Origin of the sequence: Kushneria phosphatilytica (genome assembly GCF_008247605.1) — a bacterium.
GTDB classification, from domain to species: Bacteria; Pseudomonadota; Gammaproteobacteria; order Pseudomonadales; family Halomonadaceae; genus Kushneria; species Kushneria phosphatilytica.
The window spans coordinates 969,853-992,374 of sequence record NZ_CP043420.1 but is presented as its reverse complement, the minus strand read 5'-3'; the positions used below and the strand labels follow the sequence as shown (position 1 = coordinate 992,374).

The window sequence follows — 22,522 nt, the reverse complement described above, 5'->3', positions numbered from 1 at the left end:
CGAGCCGGCTGCGCTGCGGCCGTCTCGAGGCGGTATTCGACCGGGCTCGTGGATTACTCACAGCCTGTGTGGATAACCCTGTGAAATCTGCGAGCACATGTCGGCACAGCCGTGATGAATCGGCGCTCTCTCCGATCTGGTCATTTTTTATACAGCTTCGTGAATTTTCCATTTCCATTCGATGACCCACCAACGTGACCGATAACAGCCATCATGCCCGCCATGCCGCCTCTCCATACTCGCTGGGGCTGACACCCGCACGCCTCGAATGGCGCGAACAGGCGCCCTTCGATATTGATTTCAATGATGTCTACTTCTCCCGGGAAGGCGGCCGCGAAGAGACCGAACACGTTTTTATCCACCACAACAATCTTGTCAAACGGTTCGAACAGTGGCGCGAAGATCGCCCCTTCGTGATCGGAGAGACAGGATTTGGCAGCGGGCTCAATGTCCTGTGCGCCTATCACTGTTTTGTCGCTCACGCTCCCCCCGAAGCCCGGTTGCATATCATCTCGGTAGAGAAGCATCCCTTCACATCTGCTGCCCTGCAACAGGCCCTCTCGGTGTGGCCTTCGCTTGCGGAAACCGCAGGGCGGCTGATGCAACAGTGGCCGTCACCAGTGAAAGGTGTACACCGTCTGTTGCTCGACGAGCGTGTCACTCTGGATCTTCACTTCGGCGAGGCCAGCGAGATGCTGACCGGCCTGGACGGTCGCGTGGATGCGTGGTTTCTGGATGGTTTTGCGCCGGGGCGGAACCCTGAGATGTGGCAAACCGCCCTGTTCGAGGCGATGGCTACCGCCAGTCGACCTCACGCCACCCTGGCCACTTTCACTTGTGCAGGTAGCGTGCGCCGTGGATTGACTGCCGCAGGTTTCGAATGCCGCAAGGTCCCCGGTTTCGGGCGCAAGCGCGAAATGCTCAGCGGTCATCTGAGCCTGTCCAGCGCCGATGCCGCGCCCATCGAGCCCGGACGCGCTGCAACCCCCTGGTACCAGCCACCGCAAGCTGCCAAAAAGGGCTCGCGCATTGCCATCATCGGCGCCGGACTCGCCGGCGCCACCACCGCTCACGCTCTGGCTCGACGCGGTCGTCAGGTCACCGTATTCGACCCTCACCCACCGGGTAGCGGCGCCTCGGGTAATCGACAAGGGGCGTTGTATGTTCGCCTGGCCGCCGAGGTCAATGCGCAGAGTCGCTTCTATCTCACTGCCCTGCAGTACGCGATCAACTTCCTCGAGCGTCTTGATCCCCACCACACGCTTTGGCAGCCCTGTGGATTGCTGCAGCTGGCCACAACCGGGCAGGAAACCGAGCGTCAGCGCCGCAGCATCGAAGCGTTCGGCCTGCCCGAGGCGCTACTGACGCGGGTCGATCGTGAGCAGGCTGAAACACTGGCCGGCGTCACACTGGCCGACAGCGTCAACAGCGCACTCTACTATCCCGGCGCCGGTTGGGTGGCGCCTGGCGCCCTCTGCCACACGCTGATGACCACACCGGGCGTGCACCATCGCGCTCATCGGGTCAGTGCGCTTGCACGAACCAGTGCCGCGTGGCAGTTGCGTCTCGAGGATGGCACCACAGCCGAGTTCGATCAGGTCATACTGGCCTGTGCCGACCACCTGGAAACGTTCATCTCCTCCTCCTGGCTGCCGATTCAGTATATCCGCGGTCAGGTCAGCGAATTTTACCTGGATGACGAAGCCCTGGCCGCATCGCCCCGCTGCGTCGTTTGCGCCGAGGGGTATACCCCCCCGGCGCTGAACGGCGTCCAGAGCATTGGTGCCAGTTTTGCCCCTCACGATCGGACGCTCAGCCCCCGCCAGGCCGATCATCATCATAATCTCGAACGACTCGCCGCCGCCCTGCCAGAGCTGGCGCAACGCCTGCAATCGCGCGCTCCCGAGGCGCGGGTGGGCATCCGGTGTGCCACCCCGGACAAATCCCCCTGGATCGGTCCGATCCCGGAAGCCGAGCGCTGGCAACACGACTATGCGCTATTACGCCGTGATGCGACCCGTGTCCCTGCCACCCCCGGCGCCTGTCTCCCCGGCTTGTGGATTACTGCCGGACATGGCTCGCGCGGGCTGGTCAGCGCGCCACTGGCCGCCGAAATGCTGGCATCACGGCTGTGTCGCGAGCCGATGCCGCTGGAGCGCGAACTGGTCGATCATGTCCATCCCGGCCGCCGGCTGATCCGCGATCTGATCCGCAACCGGTAATCAGCGCTCGAAGGGAGATCGCTCGTCGAGCAGTTGCCGGAGTGCCTCGGGATCGAGGCGATGATAGGCAAAGGAAGGGCGGCCAACCTGGCCGTAGGCGAAGGATTCGCTGAGCAGACTGCGCCCGGCGAGATACTTGAGGTACTTGCGGATTGATACCCGGGACATGCCGGCAGACTCGGCCAGTGTTTCGGTGGAAAACTCATCACACTCGAGACTCAGGATGGCCGCCACCACCTGGCGCAGGGTGTGCAGGGTCAAACCCTTGGGCAGACCACCACTGCGTCCGGAAGCGCCCGCCCCCTCGGCACGAAACAGCGCATCCAGCGAGCGCTGATCGACCTCGCCAGACAGTTCCTCCAGCGCACGACGACGCTGACGACAGGTCTCCAGTGCCTCGCGAAAACGTCGGAACTCGAAGGGTTTGACCAGATAATCGGTCACGCCCAGCCGGCGCGCCTCGCGCACGGTATCGGGCTCCGAGGCCGCCGTGATCAGTACAATCTCGGTATCGGCCTGGCGTGCACGGAGCCAGTTGACGATTTCCAGGCCGCTGCGATGACCGAGATAGATATCCAGCAGCACCACATCAACCGTCTCGCGTTCGAGCACCACGCGCGCCGTGGTCACATCGCTGCAGCGTCCGACCAGCTGCATGCCATCCAGCCGCGCCAGATAGTCGATATTCAGTTTCATGACCATGGGGTCATCTTCGACAATCAGTACCCGCATTCCTTTCATCCATTCTGGCGCCAACAAGAGCGGCACCGTTTCATTACCCGCTACCCGCAGAATAAGGGAAGGTAATCTCTACCAGCGTTCCCTCACCCGGCGAAGAGTAGATGGCAATCTCACCCTGAGCGGTTTCGATCTGATCCCGCACCAGACTCAATCCCAGACCACGCTGTTTTCCCCGGGTGGAAAAGCCCTGATCGAAGATGCGCTGGCGGGTGGTTTCCGTCATGCCTGTGCCATTATCCTGGATGGCAAGCGACAGGGTATCGTCCTCCAGCACCATGTGCATGGCGACCATGGGGGCCTCGCGAGTCGTCAGCGCCTCGAAGGCATTTTCCAGCACATTACCGATGATGCTCACCAGGGCATGGACTGTTGCACTATCGGCAGCAGCCGGGATGGCGCCTTCCGCAACCAGCGTCAGGGTAATATTGCGCTCGCGCGCCTCACTCTGCTTGCCCAGCAGAAAACCGGCCAGGATCGGTTCACGGACACGCTCCACCACCGAGGCCGAAGCCGCGTGACGATGCTCGACCAGATCATGCAGATAATGACGCAGCGCCGCCAGATCACCCAGCTGCGCCAGCCCCTGCATGACGTGCAGCTTGTTCTTGAACTCATGAGTGCTGGCGCGCAACGCCTCGGCATAGCGACGCACACCCGTCAGTTCCTCGGCCAGTCCCTGAAGCTCACCGCTGTCGCGAAAGGTCATGACCGTACCGACCTGATGACGCTCTCGATACATCGGCCGGTGGCTGCCCAGAAACTGCACGCCGCCCAATCGAAGCCGTACATCCACACCCGATTCCGCTTCGGCGCTCTCCTCCCAGGGCGGATCGATCTGCTGCCCTGTTTCAAGCGGTCGGGCGCCAGCTTCGGCCAGCAGCCGATGCGCCGCTGGATTGATCAGGGTCACTCGACGCTCGGCATCCATGGCCACCACCCCTTCGTGCATGGCATCAAGCATGGCGCGGCGCTCGGCCACCAGTCGGGCAATATCGTCCGGCTCCATATCGAGCAGGCGGCGCTTGATGGTTCGTGCCAGCCATGCGGCGCCCCCTCCTCCCAGGATCAGAATCATGGTCAGCCAGGCCAGCAATTGCTGACGGGACGAAGCCTTGAGCGGTGCCAATCGGGACTGGGTCACGCCTACCGAGACCGCACCGATAACCCGATTCGCGTGATCGTACACGGGTGCAAACCCACGAATGCTGGCGCCCAGGGTTCCCTGGGCGGTCGAGACATAACGCTCTCCCGCAAGCGCCCGCCCTTCATCGCCACCACGAAAGTGATGACCAATTCGGGAGGGATCGGGGTGAGTCAGCCGCAACGACCGGGGTGTCATTACCACGATGAAATCCACCCCCAGCCGCTCGCGCAGAGCCTCCATGTGTTGCTGCAGCGGGGAGTCAACGGAGAAGGTTGTCGTCCCTGTCAGGGCATGGCGTACTTTCGTGGTCTCGGCCAGGGTCGTGGCCAGATCTTCGACCCGATTGCCCTGAAGGCGCCGCGTGGTATCCCACAATTGATCGCTGAACAGCCACCATGCCAGCAGCAGCGACGCCACAATCATCGAAAATGACAGCAGCGCGGCCAGCACGCCGAGCCGTATGCGCTGGCGCCGAAACCTCATGCTGGCTCCCGAAACGCTGAGACCTTGGTGGTATTCCCACCGAGGCAGACATTGTGATGAACAACAATCATTCGATTTCTTTAATTACAAAACACTTTGTCAATTTATCCAATCCTGTTCCAGCCCCACCGATTCCTTATCCTCGCCGTCGTGCGCTAACCCGACGTCCGATCGCCGGAGAGCAGCACCGAACCTTTCAATGCTTGTAGCTCACCTCCGGCTCGCTCGTGTGACCGGAATTCAGGAGAGATCGTGATGAGCGATTCGTCGACTCACGCTGCGCACAGCACGCAGCATACCGCTACCAGCGGTCTGGCCTCGACCCGAATATTCGGTCTGCCGCTGCCCCTGTTTGCCATCGCCGTCGGCGTTCTGATCGTCTCGATGGTGACCAACACCCTGCCTACCGGCATGATCGGTGCCCTGCTGATCATGATGCTGCTGGGTGAACTGCTGGGATTCGTCGGTGATCGACTGCCGATTATTCGCAGCTATCTTGGCGGCGGCGCTATTCTGGCGATCTTCGGTGCTGCGGCACTGGTCTACGTCAACGCCCTCCCCCAGGGGGTCGTGGACAACGTCACCGGTTTCATGAAGGGTGGCGGCTTTCTCAACTTCTATATTGCGGCCCTGATCACCGGCAGCATCCTCGGCATGGACTCGAAGGTGTTGGTCAAGGTCGGCGCCCGTTTTGCGCTTCCACTGATCTGCGCGGTGCTGTTTGCCTGCCTGTTCGCCATTACCGTGGGCTGGCTGCTGGGCTTCTCGGTACAGGATGCGGTCGTAGTGATCACCCTGCCGATCATGGGCGGCGGCATGGGCGCCGGCGCCGTGCCGATGAGCCAGATCTACGAGCAGTTGCTGGGTCAACCGGCCAGCTATTACATCTCGATTCTGGTACCGGCACTGGCGCTGGGGAATGTCTTTGCCATTATCATTGGCGGCCTGCTCAACGGCCTGGGCAAGCGTGCACCGCAGCTCACCGGCAATGGACAAATGATGCCGGGTGTGGAAATCGATGACAGCGAATCCACCCCGGAAATCGGCCGTCTGGGCGTCGGTCTGGTGGCCGCCCTGTCCTTCTTTGTCTGCGGGCAAATCATTGGCAGTTTCATTCCGCTGCATCCCTACGCGCTGATGATCATTCTCGTGGCGCTGGTGAAGATCCTCGGCCTGCTGCCCGACAGCCTCAACGAATCCGCCGCCCAGTGGTTCCGTTTCGTGGCACGAAACTGGACCTTTGCGCTGCTGTTCGGCATCGGTATTGCCTACACCGATCTGGGCCAGGTCATCGATGCCATCTCGATCACCTATGTGCTGATCGTTTTTGCCGTGGTCGCAGGCGCTGCTTTCGGCGCGGGCCTGGTGGGCAAGCTGGTCGGCTTCTATCCGATCGAATCGGCGATCACGGCCGGTCTCTGCATGGCCAACATGGGCGGTACCGGTGATGTCGCCGTGCTCTCTGCTGCCGGTCGAATGCAGCTGATGCCCTTTGCCCAGATCTCATCGCGGCTGGGCGGTGCACTGATCCTGCTGATCTCGAGCCTGATGGTGCCTCTGCTGTTCGCCTGAGGGCACCCTGGTCGCAACAGGTGATCGAAAAAGGCCCGCAGGTATCACCGGCGGGCCTTTTACATGGCGTTATCAAATTCAGTTCAGCACTTCAGAAGATTCGCCAGGGTATTGCGCGACTCGCCAGCCGGATCAGTCTGCAATCGGCAGCCCTGCTCATTGCGTACGACGATCAGATTCGAAAGCCCATGATCATCCTGAATATAGTACTGACAGTGCCCCGCTTCGATGTCGCGGATCGCCTGCACACTGGTGACCAGTACCCACGGCGTGGAAAAATTGCACAATCGGCTGATACTGCCCTGGTCATCACGACCAACCGCCATGACTCTGCGGTACTGCATCGAAAACCTCTCGTTGCCGCACTCAAAGGCCGATATCACATCCGGCAGTGACTGCAGAAAAAAACAGTCACATGCCGTTACAGCCTTACGGTAACGAAATTTCCGAACCGAGTTCAAACACGTACGTTCAAGGGCTACTCACCCTCCTCTTCATCATCGGCGAGCTGACGGCCGAAACGCTGCCACTGCTCAAGTGTCATCACTTCGGTAAACTCGGTCTGCAGATCATGCACGATCAGCAGTTCACCGCGATCGAGCTGCTGTCGGACGCTATCGATCCAGCCGCGCTCCCCCTGCTCGGTGTCGGTGGTGTCATACCCCTGACGGGTGACGAATTCGGCCAGCAGTCGCTCCAGCGTGTCCGCTGGCAGCATGCGCGCGGGCACCTCGATGAAACGCCCCTCACTCATCACGCACCTCCTCGTCTCCCTCGCCCTGCTCGATCGCCTCGAGCCAGGTCAGAAATTCAGTTTCATCGTAAACCGTCAGTTCGAGTTCATGAGCCCGCTCCAGCTTGCTGCCTGCACCCGGACCTGCCACCACGGCGTGCGTCTTCTTCGAGACACTACCGCTGACCTTTGCTCCCAGCGCCGTCAGTCGCGCCTTCGCCTCATCCCGAGTCATCGCTTCGAGCGTACCGGTCAATACCCAGGTCTGGCCCGCCAGCGGCTGCGGCCGATCAATGATCTCGACTTCCTCCCAGGTCACGCCCATCCGGCGCAGATCGTCGATAATGTCGCGATTGTGTTGCTCGGCGAAGAAGGCGTGGATATGCGACGCGACGATGGGACCGATATCCGACACGGCGGTCAATGCTGTTTCATCAGCGGCCATCAGACGTTCGAGCGTACCGAAATGAGCCGCCAGCGCGCCCGCCGTGGCTTCTCCCACTTCAGGAATGCCCAGCGCGAAGATAAAGCGTGTCAGCGTCGTCTGACGGGATCGATCAATGGCATTGACCAGATTGGTCGCAGACTTCTCCGCTACCCGTGGCAGTTCGCTCAGGCGCGCCACCTCAAGCCGGAACAGATCGGCCGGTGTTTTGACCCACTCCAGCTCCACCAGCTGGTCGATCAGCTTGTCACCCAGACCGTCGATATCGAGCGCACGACGACTGGCAAAGTGCTTGAGCGACTCCTTGCGCTGCGCCGGACAGAAGAGTCCACCGCTGCAAATGGCATCGACTTCACCCTCCGCACGATCAACCCGTGAGCCACAGACCGGACACTCGGCGGGCATTTCGATCGCCCGGGTCTGCTGTGGGCGTTTTTCAACAATGACCTGAACCACCTGAGGAATGACATCGCCGGCACGACGCACAATCACGGTATCGCCAATGCGCGCATCAAGACGGGCAATCTCATCCATGTTGTGCAATGAGGCGTTGGCGACCGTAACACCGGCTACCTGCACCGGCTCGAGTTCGGCCACCGGCGTCAATCGACCGGTTCGTCCCACCTGAAAACGCACATCGTTGATGGTGGTGGTCTGCTCCTGGGCGGGAAACTTGAACGCCATCGCCCAGCGCGGCGCGCGGGAGACATAGCCCAGTTCACGCTGCCAACGGTAGTCGTCGACCTTCATGACAGCGCCATCGATGTCGTAATCAAGCGTCTCGCGCTTTTCGCCCAAACGCTGACAGAAATCGATCAGGCCTTCGGCACCGGTGACCACCTCCAGGGCCGGACTGGTACGAAAGCCCAGCTGACGCAGACCGTGCATCTGTGCCGAGTGCAGGCTCTCCCAGCGCGCCTCATCGATCCGCGCTACCTGATAGGCACAGAATTCCAGCGGCCTTGAGGCAGCGATCTGCGGATCAAGCTGACGCACGCTTCCAGCTGCTGCATTGCGCGGGTTGGCGAACACCTTGCCGCCGGTTTCGCGAGCCTGCTCATTGAGCCGCTCGAAACCCGAATGCGACATGTAGACCTCACCACGAACTTCCAGCAACTCGGGCGGATGTTCGCCACGCAGGCGTAGCGGAATCGATTTCAGTGTCCGCAGATTGGCCGTGATGCCTTCCCCCGTGCGGCCATCGCCTCGCGTCGCGCCCTGTACCAGCACACCCTGTTCATAGACGAGTGACACTGCCAGGCCGTCGAGCTTGGGTTCACAGCAGAAATCGATCGTTTCCGGATCACGCTCGAGCCGATCGGCCACCCGTCGGGCAAAAGCGCGCACCTCATCATGATTGAAGGCATTATCCAGTGACAGCATGGCGATCGCATGGCGCACTTCCGGGAAACCCTCGGAAGGTGGCGCGCCGACACGCCGAGTCGGCGAATCGACCGTTACCAGATCAGGATGCTCGGCCTCGATCTCCTGAAGCCGACGCAGCATGCGATCAAACTCGGCATCGGGAATAACGGGCGCATCTTCGACATAGTAATGGTAATTGGCCTCTTCCAGCTCGCGGCGTAGCCGGGCAGCTTCGCGGGCCGTGTCATCGTCACGCTGGCTCATCGACGTCCTGTAATCTGATCACAACGGATTCGCATTATAGGCAATCGTCGCGCCGGCTTGCACCGCAGGTATTGCCCGGCATTAACGCAAAAGGGGCCCCGAAGGGCCCCTGCAACAGGATAACAACACCACAGTCAGTGTGCCTGGCGATGCAACCGCCAGCGTCGTTCGAAATCGCGCACCCGCTGACGGGCAAACTCGATGGTTTGCGCTGTCATCACACTGCGATTTTCATCCTTGAGCTCACCGCCCAGATTGCGCACCAGCACCATGGCGGTTTCGACCATGGCCTCGAATGCCATGGGAGCATCTTCAGCACCGGGGAGTGGCATCAGAAAGGTCACGCTCGGGAGAGTGCCATCATCCATGTCATCCAGATCGAAAGTACCAGGCTTGAGACTGTTGATCATGGAAAACTGCAGCCCGCTGTCAGCCGCCTCGGTCTCGAAACGATGAAAGACGCCCATCTCTTCGCAGTAGCGCAGACCACAGGCAAGCACCAGCTGCAGCAGATCGGGACGATTGAACCCTTCCTCGTCACGTGAATTGACACTGATGACGATGATCTCTTCGGCATCCGACAGCGCATTACGGGCTCTTCCCGCCGAGACATGATGTCGACGAGCACGCTCCACGGCCGGATGACGGGCGATACCACGTGACGATTCGAACGCCTCATCGGCAAAGTCGTCCGACATCTCATGAGATGACAGGTGATCTTCTTCATCGGCATAAGACGGTGGCCGGGGTGGAGACTCCCGCATGGCCGGCTGATCATCCTGCGGCGGCAGATCCCGCACGCGCTCATGCTCGGGCGCTCCCTTCCGGGCCGCCGAGGCAGGCGCCTGACGACGTTCGGCACTTTTCTCTTTTTTCGCCTCTTCCCGCTGCCGGGCAGTTGCCTCTCGCCGCTGGGTCTGTTCCGAACGTTTCTGATCCAGCGCATCAATCTGCGACTGCGCCCAGTCACGCAGGCCGGACAACGGACGACGGCGAGGCGGCTCGTCATACGCTTCTTCATCATCCAACGCTTCATCATGAGGATGAGAAGAAGCATCGGAGTCATCGAACGCCTGCCAGCGCTCATCACGCTGTGCCCGGGTGTCGCGGATCAACGGCGGACTATCGGGATCTTCCAGCGGATCGAGCCTGTCATCATCACGACTCGCCGCCAGTCGAGGACCACGCAGTTCATCGTTGAACGGCCAGTCATCCGCCTCGTCGTCATCGTGATCACGCGCGAAAGACTCATCGGCTTCAAACTCGGGCCCGGCGGCTTCCCCGCGGCGCTGCCAACGCTCTTCCATCCGACGATTATGTTCCTGCCAGTCGGGAGCGCGTCGGTCCGTCAGGTCGACTTCTTCATCTACCTGATGACGGCTATTCGAACCGGCAGCTACAGAGGGCTCGTCATCGTGTTCATGCTGCTCGGGCCGCACCACACGAGCGCCACCATTGGGCAACTCCCAGCTGACCTGCTCCTCACGGCGTATATCGTCCTGGTCCCTGGGTGGATCATCGGGATCGATATCACGCGAGATATCAAGACGCAGGCCACGACGCTGGCGCTGCAGACGCCGCACCCCATCGACGATGATGATGGTCACCAGCACCAGCCCCAGGATGATGAGCCATTCACGTAATTCCATGGACCTTGCCTGTCTTTTGTATATGGGCGCCACGCTGTCCGTCGCATGGCCCGATCATCTGAATTCACCGGCGAGCACCCGAACGGATACCAGCGCTGTAAACATGTTCGATTATCCCTGCACCCTTGGGCTATGCCAAGTTGGTAACTTCATTTAAGCCGGGATGCAAGCATTTCACTCCGATAGAAGCGACTTTTGGGACATATTCATGCCTCTGCAAGTGCTGCGGCCTCTTCTACCCCTACTGCGACCAGCCGCGAGACACCAGGTTCCTGCATGGTGACGCCCATCAGACGATCACCCGCTTCCATGGCGATACGGTTGTGCGTGATATAAATGAACTGCACGCTCTCCGACATCTCTCGAACCAGCTTTGCATAGCGACCCACGTTGGCATCATCGAGCGGCGCATCGACTTCGTCGAGCATGCAGAATGGCGCAGGATTGAGCTGAAAGATGGCAAATACCAGTGACAGCGCAGTCAGCGCCTTCTCACCGCCGGAAAGCAGATGGATCGTCGTGTTCTTCTTGCCCGGCGGACGTGCCATGATCGCCACGCCGGTATCCAGCAGATCCTCGCCGGTCATGGTCAGCCAGGCAGCACCACCGCCAAACACCCGTGGAAAAAGCTCGCCGAATCCGGCATTGACGTCATCGAAGGTCTGACGAAAGCGACTGCGCGTTTCACTATCGATCTTGCGAATCGCTCGTTCCAGGGTCTCCAGCGCTTCGGTCAACTCGCGATGCTGCCCCTCGATATAGTCTCGCCTTTCCGCCTGCTGATCGTACTCCTCGATGGCGGCCAGGTTGATCGCACCCAATCGCCGTATCTTCTCGCTGACCGACTCCAGCTCCTGTTGCCAGCTCGACTCTTCCGCATTCTCGGGCAAGCCGGCAGCAAGCGCATCAGGATCATGTTCCTGTTCCTGAAGCTGCTCGAACTGGGCATCCCCCTTCAGCGATAGTGCCTGAACTTCCATCCGGCGCTGTTCGAGCTGACCTCGCAGCTCCTCGATACGTCGCTCATGGCCCTGACGGCCACTTTCCAGACTGCGCATGCGCTCTGCCAGTCCACTGGCCTCATCACGCCGCTCATTGAGCGCCTGCTCCTCGCGAGCGCGGCGATCGAGGTACTCTTCGAGCCGCTCCTTCATCTCCTCGATCGGTTCGACGCCTTCCTCGCGCTGCGCGATTAAAAGCTCACGCTTCTCTTCAAGCCGCTCGCGCTGATCCCGCGCGCGGGCACGCTGTGACTCGATGCCTTCACGCTCGGTGACCAGCCGCTGGCGTTCCATATCAAGACGATTGAGTGACTCGCGCCGGGGCGTCAACTGATGCGACAGCGATTCCCAGTGTTCGCGAGTATCGCGCCGGCGAGCATCGAGCTGTTCACGCTGGTCGGCATTCTCCTCGACCGTCGCCATGGCTTCACTGTGGGTGGCACGTGCCTGCTCGAACTCCTCGCGACGCGTTTCAAGAGTTTCAGTCAGCGATTCGTGCTCTTCCTCGAGCTCACGCCGGCGCGACTCGACGTGCTCTACCCGACTCGCCAATTGTCCTTCACGCGCTACCAGTGGTTGACGCTGGCCATCGAGCTCACGCTGGCGCCGATGACATGACTCAAGTGCCTCACTGGCCTGACTGCGACGCTCCCGAGCCTCGCGCAGCCGATCATCCACGGCCTCGAGCTGTTCATCGAGCTGTGCCAGTTCGGTGTCGAGGGCATCGCGACGCTGACGATTGGCAATCACACTGTCATGACGCTCACCACCGCCATGGCGCAGCGCCCAGTGTTTGCCCAGCCAGAGGCCGTCCGGTGTCAGGACGCTCTCTCCCGGAGATAATCCGGGGCGCTGCGCCATGGCTTCTTCATGAGAATGTGCCAGCCGAATACGTCCCAGCCACTCACCCAGGGCCGGAACACCGCGAACGACGGCAGCCAGGGTATCAGCGGGTGGCGCACCGAAGTCGTTACCTTCCTCCACCAGTCGCAGCTCGCCACCGGGCAGCGTGGTCAATGCTTCAAGCGAGGTACCGGGCGCTACCGTACGTGCGGACAGCCAGGGTGCCAGCACCTGATCCGCTGCCGCCGCCCAGGGCTCATCGGCCTCGAGCCGTTCACCCAGCACCGGCAGGTTCTTCAGCTCATGCGCCTGGATATGATTCGCCAGGGTCTCGTCATCGCTCTCCAGTGCCGCCCGGATCAGCGCCTCCAGAGAGGCGCGTTCGCCTTCCAGGCTGTGACGACGTGCCTGATTACGCTCGCGCTCGCCACTCGCTGTCTCGATGGCCTGTTCGGCCTCGTCATAACGCGCGCGTTCAGCCTGGCGCTGTTGTTCGAGTTCTTCGCGTTGCTCATCCAGCATGGCCAACTGTTCGCGGCACTCACTGCGCTCTTGCGCCAGCTCGCTTGCCTCGGGCAGCTCCGCCAGACGGCTGTCGCTTCGCGATAACTGACTGGCAAGCTCTGCAATGGCACGTTCAAGCCGCTGCACTTCCCCCTGGGCTCGTTCGGCAGCAAACCGCGCCTCACGATCCTGCTCGTCAAACGTCTGCCACGCCTCCTGAGCGTTCTGACGCACCTCGTCAGCTTCCTCGAGTTGCGCCTCCAGTGTTTCCAGTGCCTCGGCCGCCTGCTCACGTTCCGGGTCGAGTTCGGCGAGCCGCTCATTGAGCTGCGACAGACGTTGCTCATCATCGCTGCCCAGCCGGTCGATTTCGGCCATGTCGCGCGCTACCGAATCAATATCGCTGGCAAGCTGACGCTCACGAGCACGCGCCGCCTCAAGTTGTTGTTCGAGACGGGCAATTTCAGCCCCGGTGTCATAGAACGCGCGTTGGTGCTGCTCCAGGGTTTCACTCATGGCGTCGTGATCCTGGCGCGTCTGCTCAAGCAGGGTTTCGCTTTCACGCAGGCTCAGCAATTCGCGTTCAATGCCGGTTTCCAGCTCGCTGACTCGCGCTTCCTGCTCACGCTGCTGCGCGCGCAGGGCATTGCCACGCATCAGGGCCAGCTCACCACGTAATCGGTGTTCGCGCTCCTTGAGGTCACGGTAGCGGCGCGCCGCGTCTGCCTGGCGCTTGAGACGTTCAAGCTGACGATCCAGTTCCTCACGCAGATCATCCAGGCGCTCGAGGTTTTCCTGGGTACGGCGCATGCGATTTTCGGTTTCGCGACGCCGCTCCTTGTATCGCGAGATGCCGGCAGCCTCTTCGAGCGTGGCGCGCAGCTCCTCGGGTCGCGCCTCGATCAATCGCGAGATCATGCCCTGGCCGATAATGGCGTAGGAGCGTGGCCCCAGACCGGTTCCCATGAAGAGATCGGCGATATCGCGTCGGCGGCACTTCTGACCATTGAAAAAATACTGGGATTGCCCGTCACGCGTGACCACGCGGCGCACGGCAATCTCGGCATAACCGGCATAGGGCCCGCCCAGCTTTCCGGCGCTATTATCAAACGTCAGCTCGATTGATGCCTGCCCTACCGGCTTGCGGCCGGTCGAGCCATTGAAGATGACATCCGCCATCGATTCGCCGCGCAGATATTTGGCCGAGGATTCACCCATGACCCAGCGTACGGCATCAATGACATTGGACTTGCCACAGCCATTGGGCCCGACGATCGCCGTCATGTTGGCCTCGAAAGGCACCGTAACCGGGTCGACGAACGACTTGAAACCGGCCAGTTTGATCGATGTCAGGCGCATGCGCGTCCCGTTTCTCCCGCTTGGCTGATGTTGCAGCTTCGTCGCCCCCCGGCGAAGCGCCCTGACTTTCCCCGCTGTTATCGATGGCGTCAAGCAGGAAGCAACAGGTACTTTGCAGATGACCACACTTCACAAGCCTATGCAGAGCCCCTGATCATGCAGCATCAGCAGAGTTGGCCGAGTGTCGGTAATACTGTTCGAGAGAATAATAATGGCAAGAACTGTCCGGACAATCCCGAGGATTCAGGTTATCATGTGTTTTTTGCAGTGCGAGAAAACTCATGTCAGTCAGTGAGCCGTGTACCGATATCCGGCTGATCAAAAAATATGCCAACCGTCGTCTTTATGATACGCGCACCAGCAGCCATGTCACACTGGCCGACATTCGCAGGATGGTAATTGAGGAAGAGCCTTTCCAGGTGGTGGATGCCAGAACCGGGGAGGATCTTACCCGGGTCATTCTGTTGCAGATCATCCAGGAAGCCGAAAACGACGGCGAACCTATCTTTTCCAGTGATATGCTCCGCGACCTGATCCGTTTCTATGGTCCGTTCCAGAACGAGCTGGGGCGCTATCTCGAACAGAGCATCAAAACCGTTATCGATATTCAGACCGAGGCCGGCAGGCAATCAACCCGGGCATGGCAGGAGTTCATGCAGCGCCAAACGCCGGTATTGCAGGAGCTGATGCATCAGCATGTCGAACATTCCAGAACCCTTTACGCCAACTCCAGGCGGATGTGGGACATGTTTTCCGGTTTTCCTCCCCAGCCCCATAAGAAAGCAGATCGAAAAGAAGATGACGACGAACAGGAGTGATCGTCGTCATCCTGATAACTGATCTTCACCAAATACGGATCAGCTTGTCTTTTTACCCTGATTGGTCTGGTTGCTACCGGACGCCTTGCTCTTCGTCGTATTACCGGTGGACTGCCCGGTCGCTTTAGCGATGTCGTCAGCCGTCTGCCGAGTCGCCCTGGCAGCACCATCGGAAGCCTTCTGCGCGGCGTTGGCCGTCTCCTCCGTCGCCTGCTGCGCAGCCCTGGCACCCTCCTCGGCGGCCTGCCGGGTCGCTGTGCCGGTGTGATTGAAGGCCTGCTGCGTTGCCCGATCCGCATTCTCGTACATATTACTGGCGGTTTCGACGGCGCTCCTGAACATGGTCATCGCCGGGTTGGCGCTGGAGGGGGCGTTGCGGCTGAACTCCTCTTCCATTTCCTGAACCTGCTGCGCCGTGGCAGTGATCTGCCGCTCGGCCAGCCGGGTGATTTCCGCCTGGAGATGAGAGAACAGATCGTAGGCCTGACGATTGAACTCCATGAAGCGTTCGGCCTGCTCATTCGGTCGTGCCAGATAGGTCGCCTGCAGATCGAAGAAGGCCTGTGGATCACGCACCGAAAGTAGCTTGCGCACGTGTTCACAGTGGTCAGTGGTCGCAGCGTGAATATTCTTCAGATAGAGACGCGACAGCTCTTCGGTATCCTGATACACGGTTTCCATGAGCTGTTGAAAGCCATCGAGATGGGCTTTCTGAAAACTCTGCATTCTTTCCATGCCGAAGGAATACATCTGGTACCTCCTGCCCTGGTGCGGGTCTGATAGTCGGCAGTCATCAATGCGTGCACTTCGTCTCGAAAGACGGCTCTCATTATTGCGGCGCACAAAAGAGAAATGCAATTCTTTTTTTGCACTGCACAAAAACGTGAATCACGGTTTTATCATTATTGTCGGGTCAAAATACCCCGGCCATACGTTGTTGCATTTTCCTCATTCGCATCACGGACAGGCAGACGAAATACCCTGACTGTGGAAGACTCCTTCTCCTGCTGTTCTCGCAGCCGACGGTGATGGGCACGGTACTGTCCTGGCGTCATGCCAAACCAGCGTGAGCAGGCTCTGAAGAAGCTGCTGTGCTCGTGAAAACCCAACCGATAGGCGACTTCCTGCAGCGTGATGTGTGAATGACACAAAAAGAAGTGTGCCTGGTCACGTCGGGCAGCATTGAGCAGATCCTTGTAGAGCGCCCCTTCTCTCTTGAGACAGCGCTGCAGGGTGCGCTTGCTGACGCAGAGCGACTCGGCAATATCCTCGATGCCAGGCTCCCCGCTCGAAAGGCGGGACATGATGAGCTGCTGAACACGCCAGGCGCTCAATCGTGAACCCAGTTCATTCAACCGCTGCTCGGCCAGCGCTTCATGGACCCTGGCCAGAGCGTCATCCGCGAAACTCAGCGGCCGCTCCAGCGTGGCGCGCTCGAAGATCAGAGCATAGCGGGGGGCACCAAAGTTCAGATGACATTGCAACAGGCGACGATAGGGAGCGGCATATATTGGCTCCGCATGCATGAACTCGGCCTGTATCGGTCTGAATTGCAGGTCGTCACACAGCCAGCGCAAATAGAACATCAGCGCCGCGATTTCGAAATCAAAGAACTGATACGGCAGGCCATCCTTTTCACTACAGGCCTCGAACTGCAGACAGGACAGCTGGTCCACCGTGGTCAGGGAAACATTCAGCCCGGTGACGATGAGAGGATGGAAACGCGTAAAACGTTCCATGGCCGCTTTCAGGGTCGGGCTCGACAGCATGGCGTAGCCCACCACGCCATAGCTGTCGGGACGAGTGCGACCGTACACCTTCAGGCCGAATGCCGGATTGCGACGGCGTACTGCAGCCAGATTCAGCAACTGCGCAAAGTCGCGTAGTCGACATCCCACCCGGCCAGTGAACGGATCATCTGGCAGGCCGGCCTGCTGCAGCAGTTCCGCACGATTCAGGCCTTCGGCTCGCAGCATCTCTTCGACAAGCCGTACAAGACTGTAGCTGACTGTGAACATGGTTCGTACCCATTACACAAGTTCGATCCAGTAAAGCGTCTCCCTGATTCCCGCCCATGCTTGCTCAAGCCTAATCAATATTTCTGCGCCGATCTCACCAACCCGCGGTGCCTGTCATCCAGAGCCAACAGGATGTCATCGAAAGACACTTCCGCTTCACAGGCCTGTGCCCAGAATCAGTATTGAATCATGTGTCATCCAGATGCCGCGTCAGAGATATATGCGCCGGTTATCGCTATTGCACAACATTCAGGGGAAGGAAGCCCATGAGCCATAACAGGATTGCCTTCGTCACCGGTGGAACGGGTGGAATCGGCACGGCCATCTGCCAGCGTTTGCATCAGGAAAGTTTCAGGGTTGTCGCCGGTTGTAGTCTGCACTCCGAACGCAAGCGGGACTGGATGGCTGCCCAGCACGAAGCAGGCTTCGATTTCCACATCTGCGAGCTCGATGTGGCTAACTGGGAAAACACGCAACAGGCCATCGCCGAACTACGCGAGCAGATTGGGCCCATCGACGTTTTGATCAACAACGCCGGGATCACCCGGGACGCCAGTTTCCGCAAGCTCACTCCGGAAAACTGGCAAGCGGTGCTCGACACCAACCTCAACAGCCTTTTCAACACCACCAAACAGATCATCGGCGACATGCTCGACAAGGGCTGGGGGCGCATCATCAACATCTCCTCCGTCAACGGCCAGCGAGGCCAGTTCGGCCAAACCAACTATTCGGCGGCCAAGGCCGGCATCCACGGTTTCACCATGGCGCTGGCACGAGAGGTATCCGGCAAGGGCATCACGGTGAATACGATCTCGCCCGGCTACATCTCAACAGCCATGACCGATGCCATGCGCCCGGAAGTACTCGAACAGATTACCGCCACGATTCCCGTTGGCCGGCTGGGACAGCCGGCGGAGGTGGCCAGCCTGGTGGCCTGGCTGGCATCAGAGGAGTCCGCCTATGCCACCGGAGCCGACTTCTCGCTCAACGGCGGCATGAACATGCAGTAGATGACAGCAATGCGAAAAAATTATCGCTATCTGTAAGGTATTGATTTTTATGAGGTGCCATATGACAGAAGTCGTCATCGTTGCTGCAACCCGTACGGCAGTGGGCAGTTTCCAGGGTACCCTGGCCGGAACGCCAGCGACCGAGCTGGGGGCAGCCGTGATTCGCCGGCTGCTCGAACAGACCCGGCTTGAGCCGGAGCAGGTGGATGAAGCCATTCTCGGCCAGGTCCTGGCCGCCGGCGTGGGCCAGAATCCGGCGCGCCAGGCGGCGATTGGAGCAGGGCTGCCGGCAGGTATTCCCTCCATGACCTTGAACAAGGTCTGTGGCTCGGGACTCAAGGCGCTACATCTGGCGACACAGGCCATACGCTGCGGAGACGCGGAGGTAATCGTGGCCGGAGGCCAGGAAAACATGAGCCTGGCCAACTACGTCCTGCCGCGCGCCCGTACCGGTTTGAAGATGGGCCATGCCACTCTCATCGACAGCATGATTCAGGATGGGCTCTGGGATGTCTTCAACGATTGTCACATGGGCATAACGGCGGAAAATCTGGCGGCCCGATACGGAATTAGCCGTGAGGCTCAGGACACCTTCGCCGCCGCTTCGCAGCAGAAGGCAGTGGCTGCCATCGAGGCTGGGCATTTCCGCGAGCAGATCACGCCCATCACGATCCCCCAGCGCAAGGGTGACCCGATTGTGTTTGATACCGATGAGCAGCCGCGCGCGGCAACCACCATCGACTCCCTGGCCAGACTCAAGCCGGCTTTTAACAAGGAAGGTAGCGTGACCGCTGGTAATGCCTCGAGCCTGAACGATGGCGCCGCGGCTGCCCTGCTGATGAGTGTCGAAAAGGCAGAGGCACTTGGACTACCGGTACTGGCGCGAATCGTTGCTTACGCCAGCGCAGGCGTGGACCCGGCCATTATGGGGATCGGCCCGGTGCCAGCGACCCAGCGCTGTCTGGAAAAGGCTGGCTGGAAAATGGATGAGCTTGATCTGATCGAAGCCAATGAAGCCTTTGCAGCCCAGGCGCTGAGTGTCAACAAGGAACTCGGCTGGGACCCCGACAGGGTCAATGTCAATGGTGGTGCCATCGCCCTGGGTCATCCGATCGGGGCTTCGGGCTGCCGCATTCTGGTGACCCTGCTGTATGAAATGATTCGGCGGGATGCCAGCAAGGGCCTGGCCACCCTGTGCATCGGTGGCGGACAGGGCGTCGCGCTTGCCATCGAACGCTGAATACGGACGGTCGAATACTGCATGACAACACGACCACTCCCGACTGTTTTTACGTCATTTCAGGACAGTGTCATGTATCAGATACCTTCGTTCAGCAGTTACTGGTCTGCACAGGTACCCTTTGTCACGACCATTGCCTTGCAGCAACTGCGTCTCTGGATGAGCGAAGTGCCCTGGTTCAGGGATCGGATCAATTCGCAATGGTTCGATATCCCGGTCTCGCGACTGCAACAGCTGCAGATGGATTATCAGCAGGAGTGGTATCAGCTCGGTCTACAGTCGCTCACTCAGACCCCCTTCAGTTTTAACGACAAACGGTTTGAAAGCGACAACTGGCGATTACCTTTTTTCGGCTCGCTGGCCGCCTTCTATCTTCTCAACTCGCGTTACATGATCAAGCTCATTGAAGAGCTGAAGATCGATGATGAAAAATCCCGGTTGCGGTTGCACTATCTGGTGGAACAGACCATTGCCGCCAATGCCCCCAGCAATTATTTCGCCAGTAACCCGGATGCACTTGACCAGTGGATCACCAGCGGAGGGACCAGCCTGCTGTTTGGCATGTTGCATCTGGCCAGCGATATCCAGGAAGGCAAGATGCGCCAGAGCGATCCGGGCGACTTCGTGATCGGTCGCGATCTGGCAACGACCCCGGGCGACGTGGTCTTCGAGAACGAACTCTTCCAGCTCATCCAGTACCGATCGCTCAGCGAGCGGCAATACAGGATTCCACTATTCATTGTTCCGCCTACCATCAACAAGTTCTACGTGCTCGATCTGCGTCCCGAGAACTCGCTGATTCGATATGCACTCGAACAGGGGCATCCGGTTTTTCTCATCTCCTGGCGCAACTTTGATCTTGAAGAAGCCGAACTGACCTGGGATGACTTCATCCAGGATGGGGTCATCCAGGCCATCCAGGTGACACGCTCCATCAGCGAGTCGCCTCGGTTGAACTGCGTCGGCTATTGTATTGGAGGCACCCTTTTAACCTGCGCACTGGCAGTGCTGGCGGCACGAAAAGACAAGAATGTGGCCAATACCCTGAGTCTTTTGACCTCCTTTCTCGACTATTCCCAGACCGGCTCCATCGGACTTTTCATCGATGAGGAACTGGTGTCACGTTACGAGCGAACCATAGGCGGTCAGGGAGGCGCTCCTGGCATCTTTCGCGGCGAAGACATGGGTAATACCTTCTCGTTACTGCGTCCCAACGAGCTGTGGTGGAATTACAACGTTGACAAGTATCTGAAGGGTAAAAGGCCCAGGGCGCTGGATTTCCTGTACTGGAACAACGACAGCACCAGCCTTCCCGGCCCCATGTTTTGCTGGTATTTGCGTCATGCCTACCTGCAGAACGACTTCAAGTCCGGCGATGTCGAGTGCTGTGGTGTCCGGATTGAATTGAACCGGATCAATGTGCCGACCTATCTGTTCGGGACACACGATGACCATATCGTGCCATGGCGCAGCATCTATACCGGCCTTGATCTGCTACCGGGGGATAAGCGCTTCGTTCTTGGTGCTTCAGGACATATTGCCGGCGTGATCAACCCACCTGTCCACCAGAAGCGTCATTACTGGATCAACACGGAGCTGCCGGCTGATCCCGAGACCTGGCTTGCGACAGCCGAAAAACATTCGGGCAGCTGGTGGGAGGACTGGTTCTCCTGGCTTGCCGAGCACAGTGACGAATTGGGACCAGCGACCCATCATGCTGGCAGTGCCGAATACCCCCCTATCGAAGCGGCGCCCGGCCGCTATGTCAGAAAATAAGCGAAGCGAACAGCCTCAGGCCTTGAACCGGCAACTGCCGGACAACGCCCTGCACCTTACCCCATTCGTTACATTCCACGTCCCGTGCGCGGCTGCTATGATGCCGGTTGGTTCTCCGGCCACTGTCAGGGAATGTGACGATGGCCTGCACGAGGCGTCAGCCTCGTCGATTACCCGCAGGATGCCTCGTTTTCGTCGCAGGGAGTTATCGCATGCCGTACGCTGAACCGCGTTTTCTGCACCGCCGCCCCAATATTCCACTGACCGACGATGCCTGGGAGGAGATCGACGCCAGTGACCTGGTAGATATCCCGCTGCTGGGCACGGTGGCTGCCGGCCTGCCGATGGAGGCCTGCCAGAACGACGAGACGGTGCGCATCCCCTCGCGCATGGTAAGACGCAACACCTACGCACTACGGGTGCGCGGCGAATCGATGATCGACTGTAATATCCATGATGGCGATATCATCATCATCGAGCGTTTCGAATCCGCTGAAAACGGTGAGACCGCCGTGGTACTGATCAATAATCAGGAAGTTACCCTCAAGCGACTCTATATCGATAAATCCGGTGTCCGGCTCGAGCCGGCCAATCGTGAAATGGCCCCGATTCATCTGAAAAATGATGATGTCCAGGTGCTGGGACTGGTGATGGGCGTCGCCCGCCGTCCGGCCCCGGACCAGGCAGCCTGACCTCCGGAATCACCCTTGCGCTATTACATGCCCGCCGTCGGTGTCGATAACTGCCACGTGGCCGACATCGAGGTTAACAAAAGTCGTTTCATCGGCTGGTGCGCCGCCGCGAAAACACCGGAAGTTGCCCAACAGCTGGTAACACGGGCGCGTCAATACTATCCGGATGCCAGCCATCACTGCCTGGCCTTCATTGCCGGCCCACCGGGGGAACAACAGGCGATTGGCTTTGCCGATGATGGTGAACCCGGCGGTACTGCCGGACGTCCCATGTATCAGGTGCTCGAAGGCAGCGGACTGGGCCGGATCGCCTGCGTGGTAACGCGCTATTTCGGTGGCACCAAACTGGGTACCGGCGGATTGGCTCGCGCCTACGCTCAAACGGTGAGCCGAACACTCGACGCACTGCCGACGCGTCTTGAAGTGCCCCGCCGCAAGCTGACACTGGGTGTCGATTTTGCGGCAGAGCATCTTGCCCGCAGCTGGCTGGATGAGCATGAGGGCGAAGTGCTCAGCGCCGATTATGGCGCCGAAGGAGTCCTCCTGACGATCGCCTGGCCCGAGGATGGCGGTAATGACTTCAGCGAACTCACTTCGCGCGTGGGTGGGCGACTGAGCCTGCACGATCCCGCAACGAGCTGAC

General features: G+C 59.7%; 17 protein-coding genes. 8 read left to right on the top strand and 9 right to left on the bottom strand.

The window, feature by feature from the left end; genetic code table 11:
- Nucleotides 1-194: 194 nt before the first annotated feature.
- Nucleotides 195-2,222, top strand: a complete 2,028-nt coding sequence (gene mnmC / locus FY550_RS04315; RefSeq protein WP_084387906.1) for a bifunctional tRNA (5-methylaminomethyl-2-thiouridine)(34)-methyltransferase MnmD/FAD-dependent 5-carboxymethylaminomethyl-2-thiouridine(34) oxidoreductase MnmC — start codon at nt 195-197, stop codon at nt 2,220-2,222.
- Here mnmC and FY550_RS04310 read toward each other — a convergent pair whose 3' ends face one another.
- Both FY550_RS04310 and FY550_RS04305 read right to left on the bottom strand, forming a co-directional pair.
- Nucleotides 2,223-2,954, bottom strand: coding sequence for a response regulator (locus FY550_RS04310; protein WP_199287849.1), 732 nt, complete (start codon nt 2,952-2,954; stop codon nt 2,223-2,225).
- Nucleotides 2,955-2,997: 43 nt separating this feature from the next.
- The gene (locus FY550_RS04305; RefSeq protein ID WP_070975930.1) at nt 2,998-4,590 is read right to left on the bottom strand and encodes an ATP-binding protein; all 1,593 of its coding nucleotides are present in this window, start codon (nt 4,588-4,590) and stop codon (nt 2,998-3,000) included.
- A gap of 255 nt (nt 4,591-4,845) precedes the next feature.
- Here FY550_RS04305 and FY550_RS04300 point away from each other — a divergent pair, with 255 nt between their 5' ends.
- On the top strand, nt 4,846-6,162 hold the full coding sequence (locus FY550_RS04300) for a 2-hydroxycarboxylate transporter family protein (RefSeq protein ID WP_070975927.1): 1,317 nt from the start codon (nt 4,846-4,848) through the stop codon (nt 6,160-6,162).
- An 83-nt stretch (nt 6,163-6,245) separates the two neighbouring features.
- Here FY550_RS04300 and FY550_RS04295 read toward each other — a convergent pair whose 3' ends face one another.
- From FY550_RS04295 to smc, 5 genes are all read right to left on the bottom strand, one after another.
- On the bottom strand, nt 6,246-6,506 hold the full coding sequence (locus tag FY550_RS04295; protein WP_070975925.1) for a hypothetical protein: 261 nt from the start codon (nt 6,504-6,506) through the stop codon (nt 6,246-6,248).
- Between the two features lie 134 nt (nt 6,507-6,640).
- Nucleotides 6,641-6,916 carry a YheU family protein gene (locus FY550_RS04290; RefSeq protein ID WP_070975922.1) on the bottom strand — a complete coding sequence of 92 codons (276 nt, stop codon included), beginning with the start codon at nt 6,914-6,916 and terminating at the stop codon, nt 6,641-6,643.
- On the bottom strand, nt 6,909-8,969 hold the full coding sequence (gene ligA / locus FY550_RS04285) for an NAD-dependent DNA ligase LigA (RefSeq protein ID WP_070975920.1): 2,061 nt from the start codon (nt 8,967-8,969) through the stop codon (nt 6,909-6,911). The genes FY550_RS04290 and ligA overlap by 8 nt, the downstream gene beginning before the upstream one ends.
- Nucleotides 8,970-9,103: 134 nt before the next feature.
- Nucleotides 9,104-10,618 carry a cell division protein ZipA gene (locus FY550_RS04280; protein ID WP_070975917.1) on the bottom strand — a complete coding sequence of 505 codons (1,515 nt, stop codon included), beginning with the start codon at nt 10,616-10,618 and terminating at the stop codon, nt 9,104-9,106.
- A gap of 206 nt (nt 10,619-10,824) precedes the next feature.
- Nucleotides 10,825-14,325, bottom strand: a complete 3,501-nt coding sequence (smc, locus tag FY550_RS04275) for a chromosome segregation protein SMC (protein WP_149054378.1) — start codon at nt 14,323-14,325, stop codon at nt 10,825-10,827.
- 281 nt (nt 14,326-14,606) lie between these two features.
- On the opposite strand from smc, the gene phaR reads away from it, so the two are divergent.
- On the top strand, nt 14,607-15,143 hold the full coding sequence (phaR, locus tag FY550_RS04270; protein WP_070975915.1) for a polyhydroxyalkanoate synthesis repressor PhaR: 537 nt from the start codon (nt 14,607-14,609) through the stop codon (nt 15,141-15,143).
- A 39-nt stretch (nt 15,144-15,182) separates the two neighbouring features.
- Here the strand turns inward: phaR and phaP are convergent, their stop codons facing one another.
- Both phaP and FY550_RS04260 read right to left on the bottom strand, forming a co-directional pair.
- Nucleotides 15,183-15,893 (bottom strand): TIGR01841 family phasin, encoded by a 711-nt coding sequence (phaP, locus tag FY550_RS04265; protein ID WP_070975913.1) that lies wholly within the window; start codon nt 15,891-15,893, stop codon nt 15,183-15,185.
- Nucleotides 15,894-16,045: 152 nt separating this feature from the next.
- The gene (locus FY550_RS04260; protein WP_070975910.1) at nt 16,046-17,161 is read right to left on the bottom strand and encodes an AraC family transcriptional regulator; all 1,116 of its coding nucleotides are present in this window, start codon (nt 17,159-17,161) and stop codon (nt 16,046-16,048) included.
- A gap of 266 nt (nt 17,162-17,427) precedes the next feature.
- On the opposite strand from FY550_RS04260, the gene phbB reads away from it, so the two are divergent.
- The 5 genes from phbB to FY550_RS04235 all read left to right on the top strand — a co-directional run bounded on the left by phbB (nt 17,428) and on the right by FY550_RS04235 (nt 22,521).
- A complete protein-coding gene (gene phbB / locus FY550_RS04255; protein ID WP_070975908.1) occupies nt 17,428-18,171 on the top strand; it encodes an acetoacetyl-CoA reductase in 744 nt (247 codons plus the stop codon).
- A gap of 61 nt (nt 18,172-18,232) precedes the next feature.
- A complete protein-coding gene (locus FY550_RS04250; protein WP_070975903.1) occupies nt 18,233-19,411 on the top strand; it encodes an acetyl-CoA C-acetyltransferase in 1,179 nt (392 codons plus the stop codon).
- Nucleotides 19,412-19,483: 72 nt separating this feature from the next.
- The gene (gene phaC, locus FY550_RS04245; protein ID WP_070975901.1) at nt 19,484-21,187 is read left to right on the top strand and encodes a class I poly(R)-hydroxyalkanoic acid synthase; all 1,704 of its coding nucleotides are present in this window, start codon (nt 19,484-19,486) and stop codon (nt 21,185-21,187) included.
- A 212-nt stretch (nt 21,188-21,399) separates the two neighbouring features.
- The gene (locus tag FY550_RS04240) at nt 21,400-21,879 is read left to right on the top strand and encodes a LexA family protein (protein WP_070975899.1); all 480 of its coding nucleotides are present in this window, start codon (nt 21,400-21,402) and stop codon (nt 21,877-21,879) included.
- 15 nt (nt 21,880-21,894) lie between these two features.
- Nucleotides 21,895-22,521, top strand: a complete 627-nt coding sequence (locus tag FY550_RS04235) for an IMPACT family protein (protein ID WP_070975897.1) — start codon at nt 21,895-21,897, stop codon at nt 22,519-22,521.
- Nucleotide 22,522 lies beyond the last annotated feature (1 nt).

Coding starts and splice junctions, on each gene's coding strand:
- phaP (WP_070975913.1), bottom strand. CDS start 15,893: ATGTATTCCTTCGGCATGGAAAGAATGCAGAGTTTTCAGAAAGCCCAT.
- FY550_RS04295 (WP_070975925.1), bottom strand. CDS start 6,506: ATGCAGTACCGCAGAGTCATGGCGGTTGGTCGTGATGACCAGGGCAGT.
- FY550_RS04305 (WP_070975930.1), bottom strand. CDS start 4,590: ATGAGGTTTCGGCGCCAGCGCATACGGCTCGGCGTGCTGGCCGCGCTG.
- smc (WP_149054378.1), bottom strand. CDS start 14,325: ATGCGCCTGACATCGATCAAACTGGCCGGTTTCAAGTCGTTCGTCGAC.
- phaC (WP_070975901.1), top strand. CDS start 19,484: ATGTATCAGATACCTTCGTTCAGCAGTTACTGGTCTGCACAGGTACCC.
- FY550_RS04280 (WP_070975917.1), bottom strand. CDS start 10,618: ATGGAATTACGTGAATGGCTCATCATCCTGGGGCTGGTGCTGGTGACC.
- ligA (WP_070975920.1), bottom strand. CDS start 8,969: ATGAGCCAGCGTGACGATGACACGGCCCGCGAAGCTGCCCGGCTACGC.
- FY550_RS04300 (WP_070975927.1), top strand. CDS start 4,846: ATGAGCGATTCGTCGACTCACGCTGCGCACAGCACGCAGCATACCGCT.
- phaR (WP_070975915.1), top strand. CDS start 14,607: ATGTCAGTCAGTGAGCCGTGTACCGATATCCGGCTGATCAAAAAATAT.
- FY550_RS04260 (WP_070975910.1), bottom strand. CDS start 17,161: ATGTTCACAGTCAGCTACAGTCTTGTACGGCTTGTCGAAGAGATGCTG.
- FY550_RS04240 (WP_070975899.1), top strand. CDS start 21,400: ATGCCGTACGCTGAACCGCGTTTTCTGCACCGCCGCCCCAATATTCCA.
- FY550_RS04310 (WP_199287849.1), bottom strand. CDS start 2,954: ATGCGGGTACTGATTGTCGAAGATGACCCCATGGTCATGAAACTGAAT.
- phbB (WP_070975908.1), top strand. CDS start 17,428: ATGAGCCATAACAGGATTGCCTTCGTCACCGGTGGAACGGGTGGAATC.
- FY550_RS04290 (WP_070975922.1), bottom strand. CDS start 6,916: ATGAGTGAGGGGCGTTTCATCGAGGTGCCCGCGCGCATGCTGCCAGCG.
- FY550_RS04250 (WP_070975903.1), top strand. CDS start 18,233: ATGACAGAAGTCGTCATCGTTGCTGCAACCCGTACGGCAGTGGGCAGT.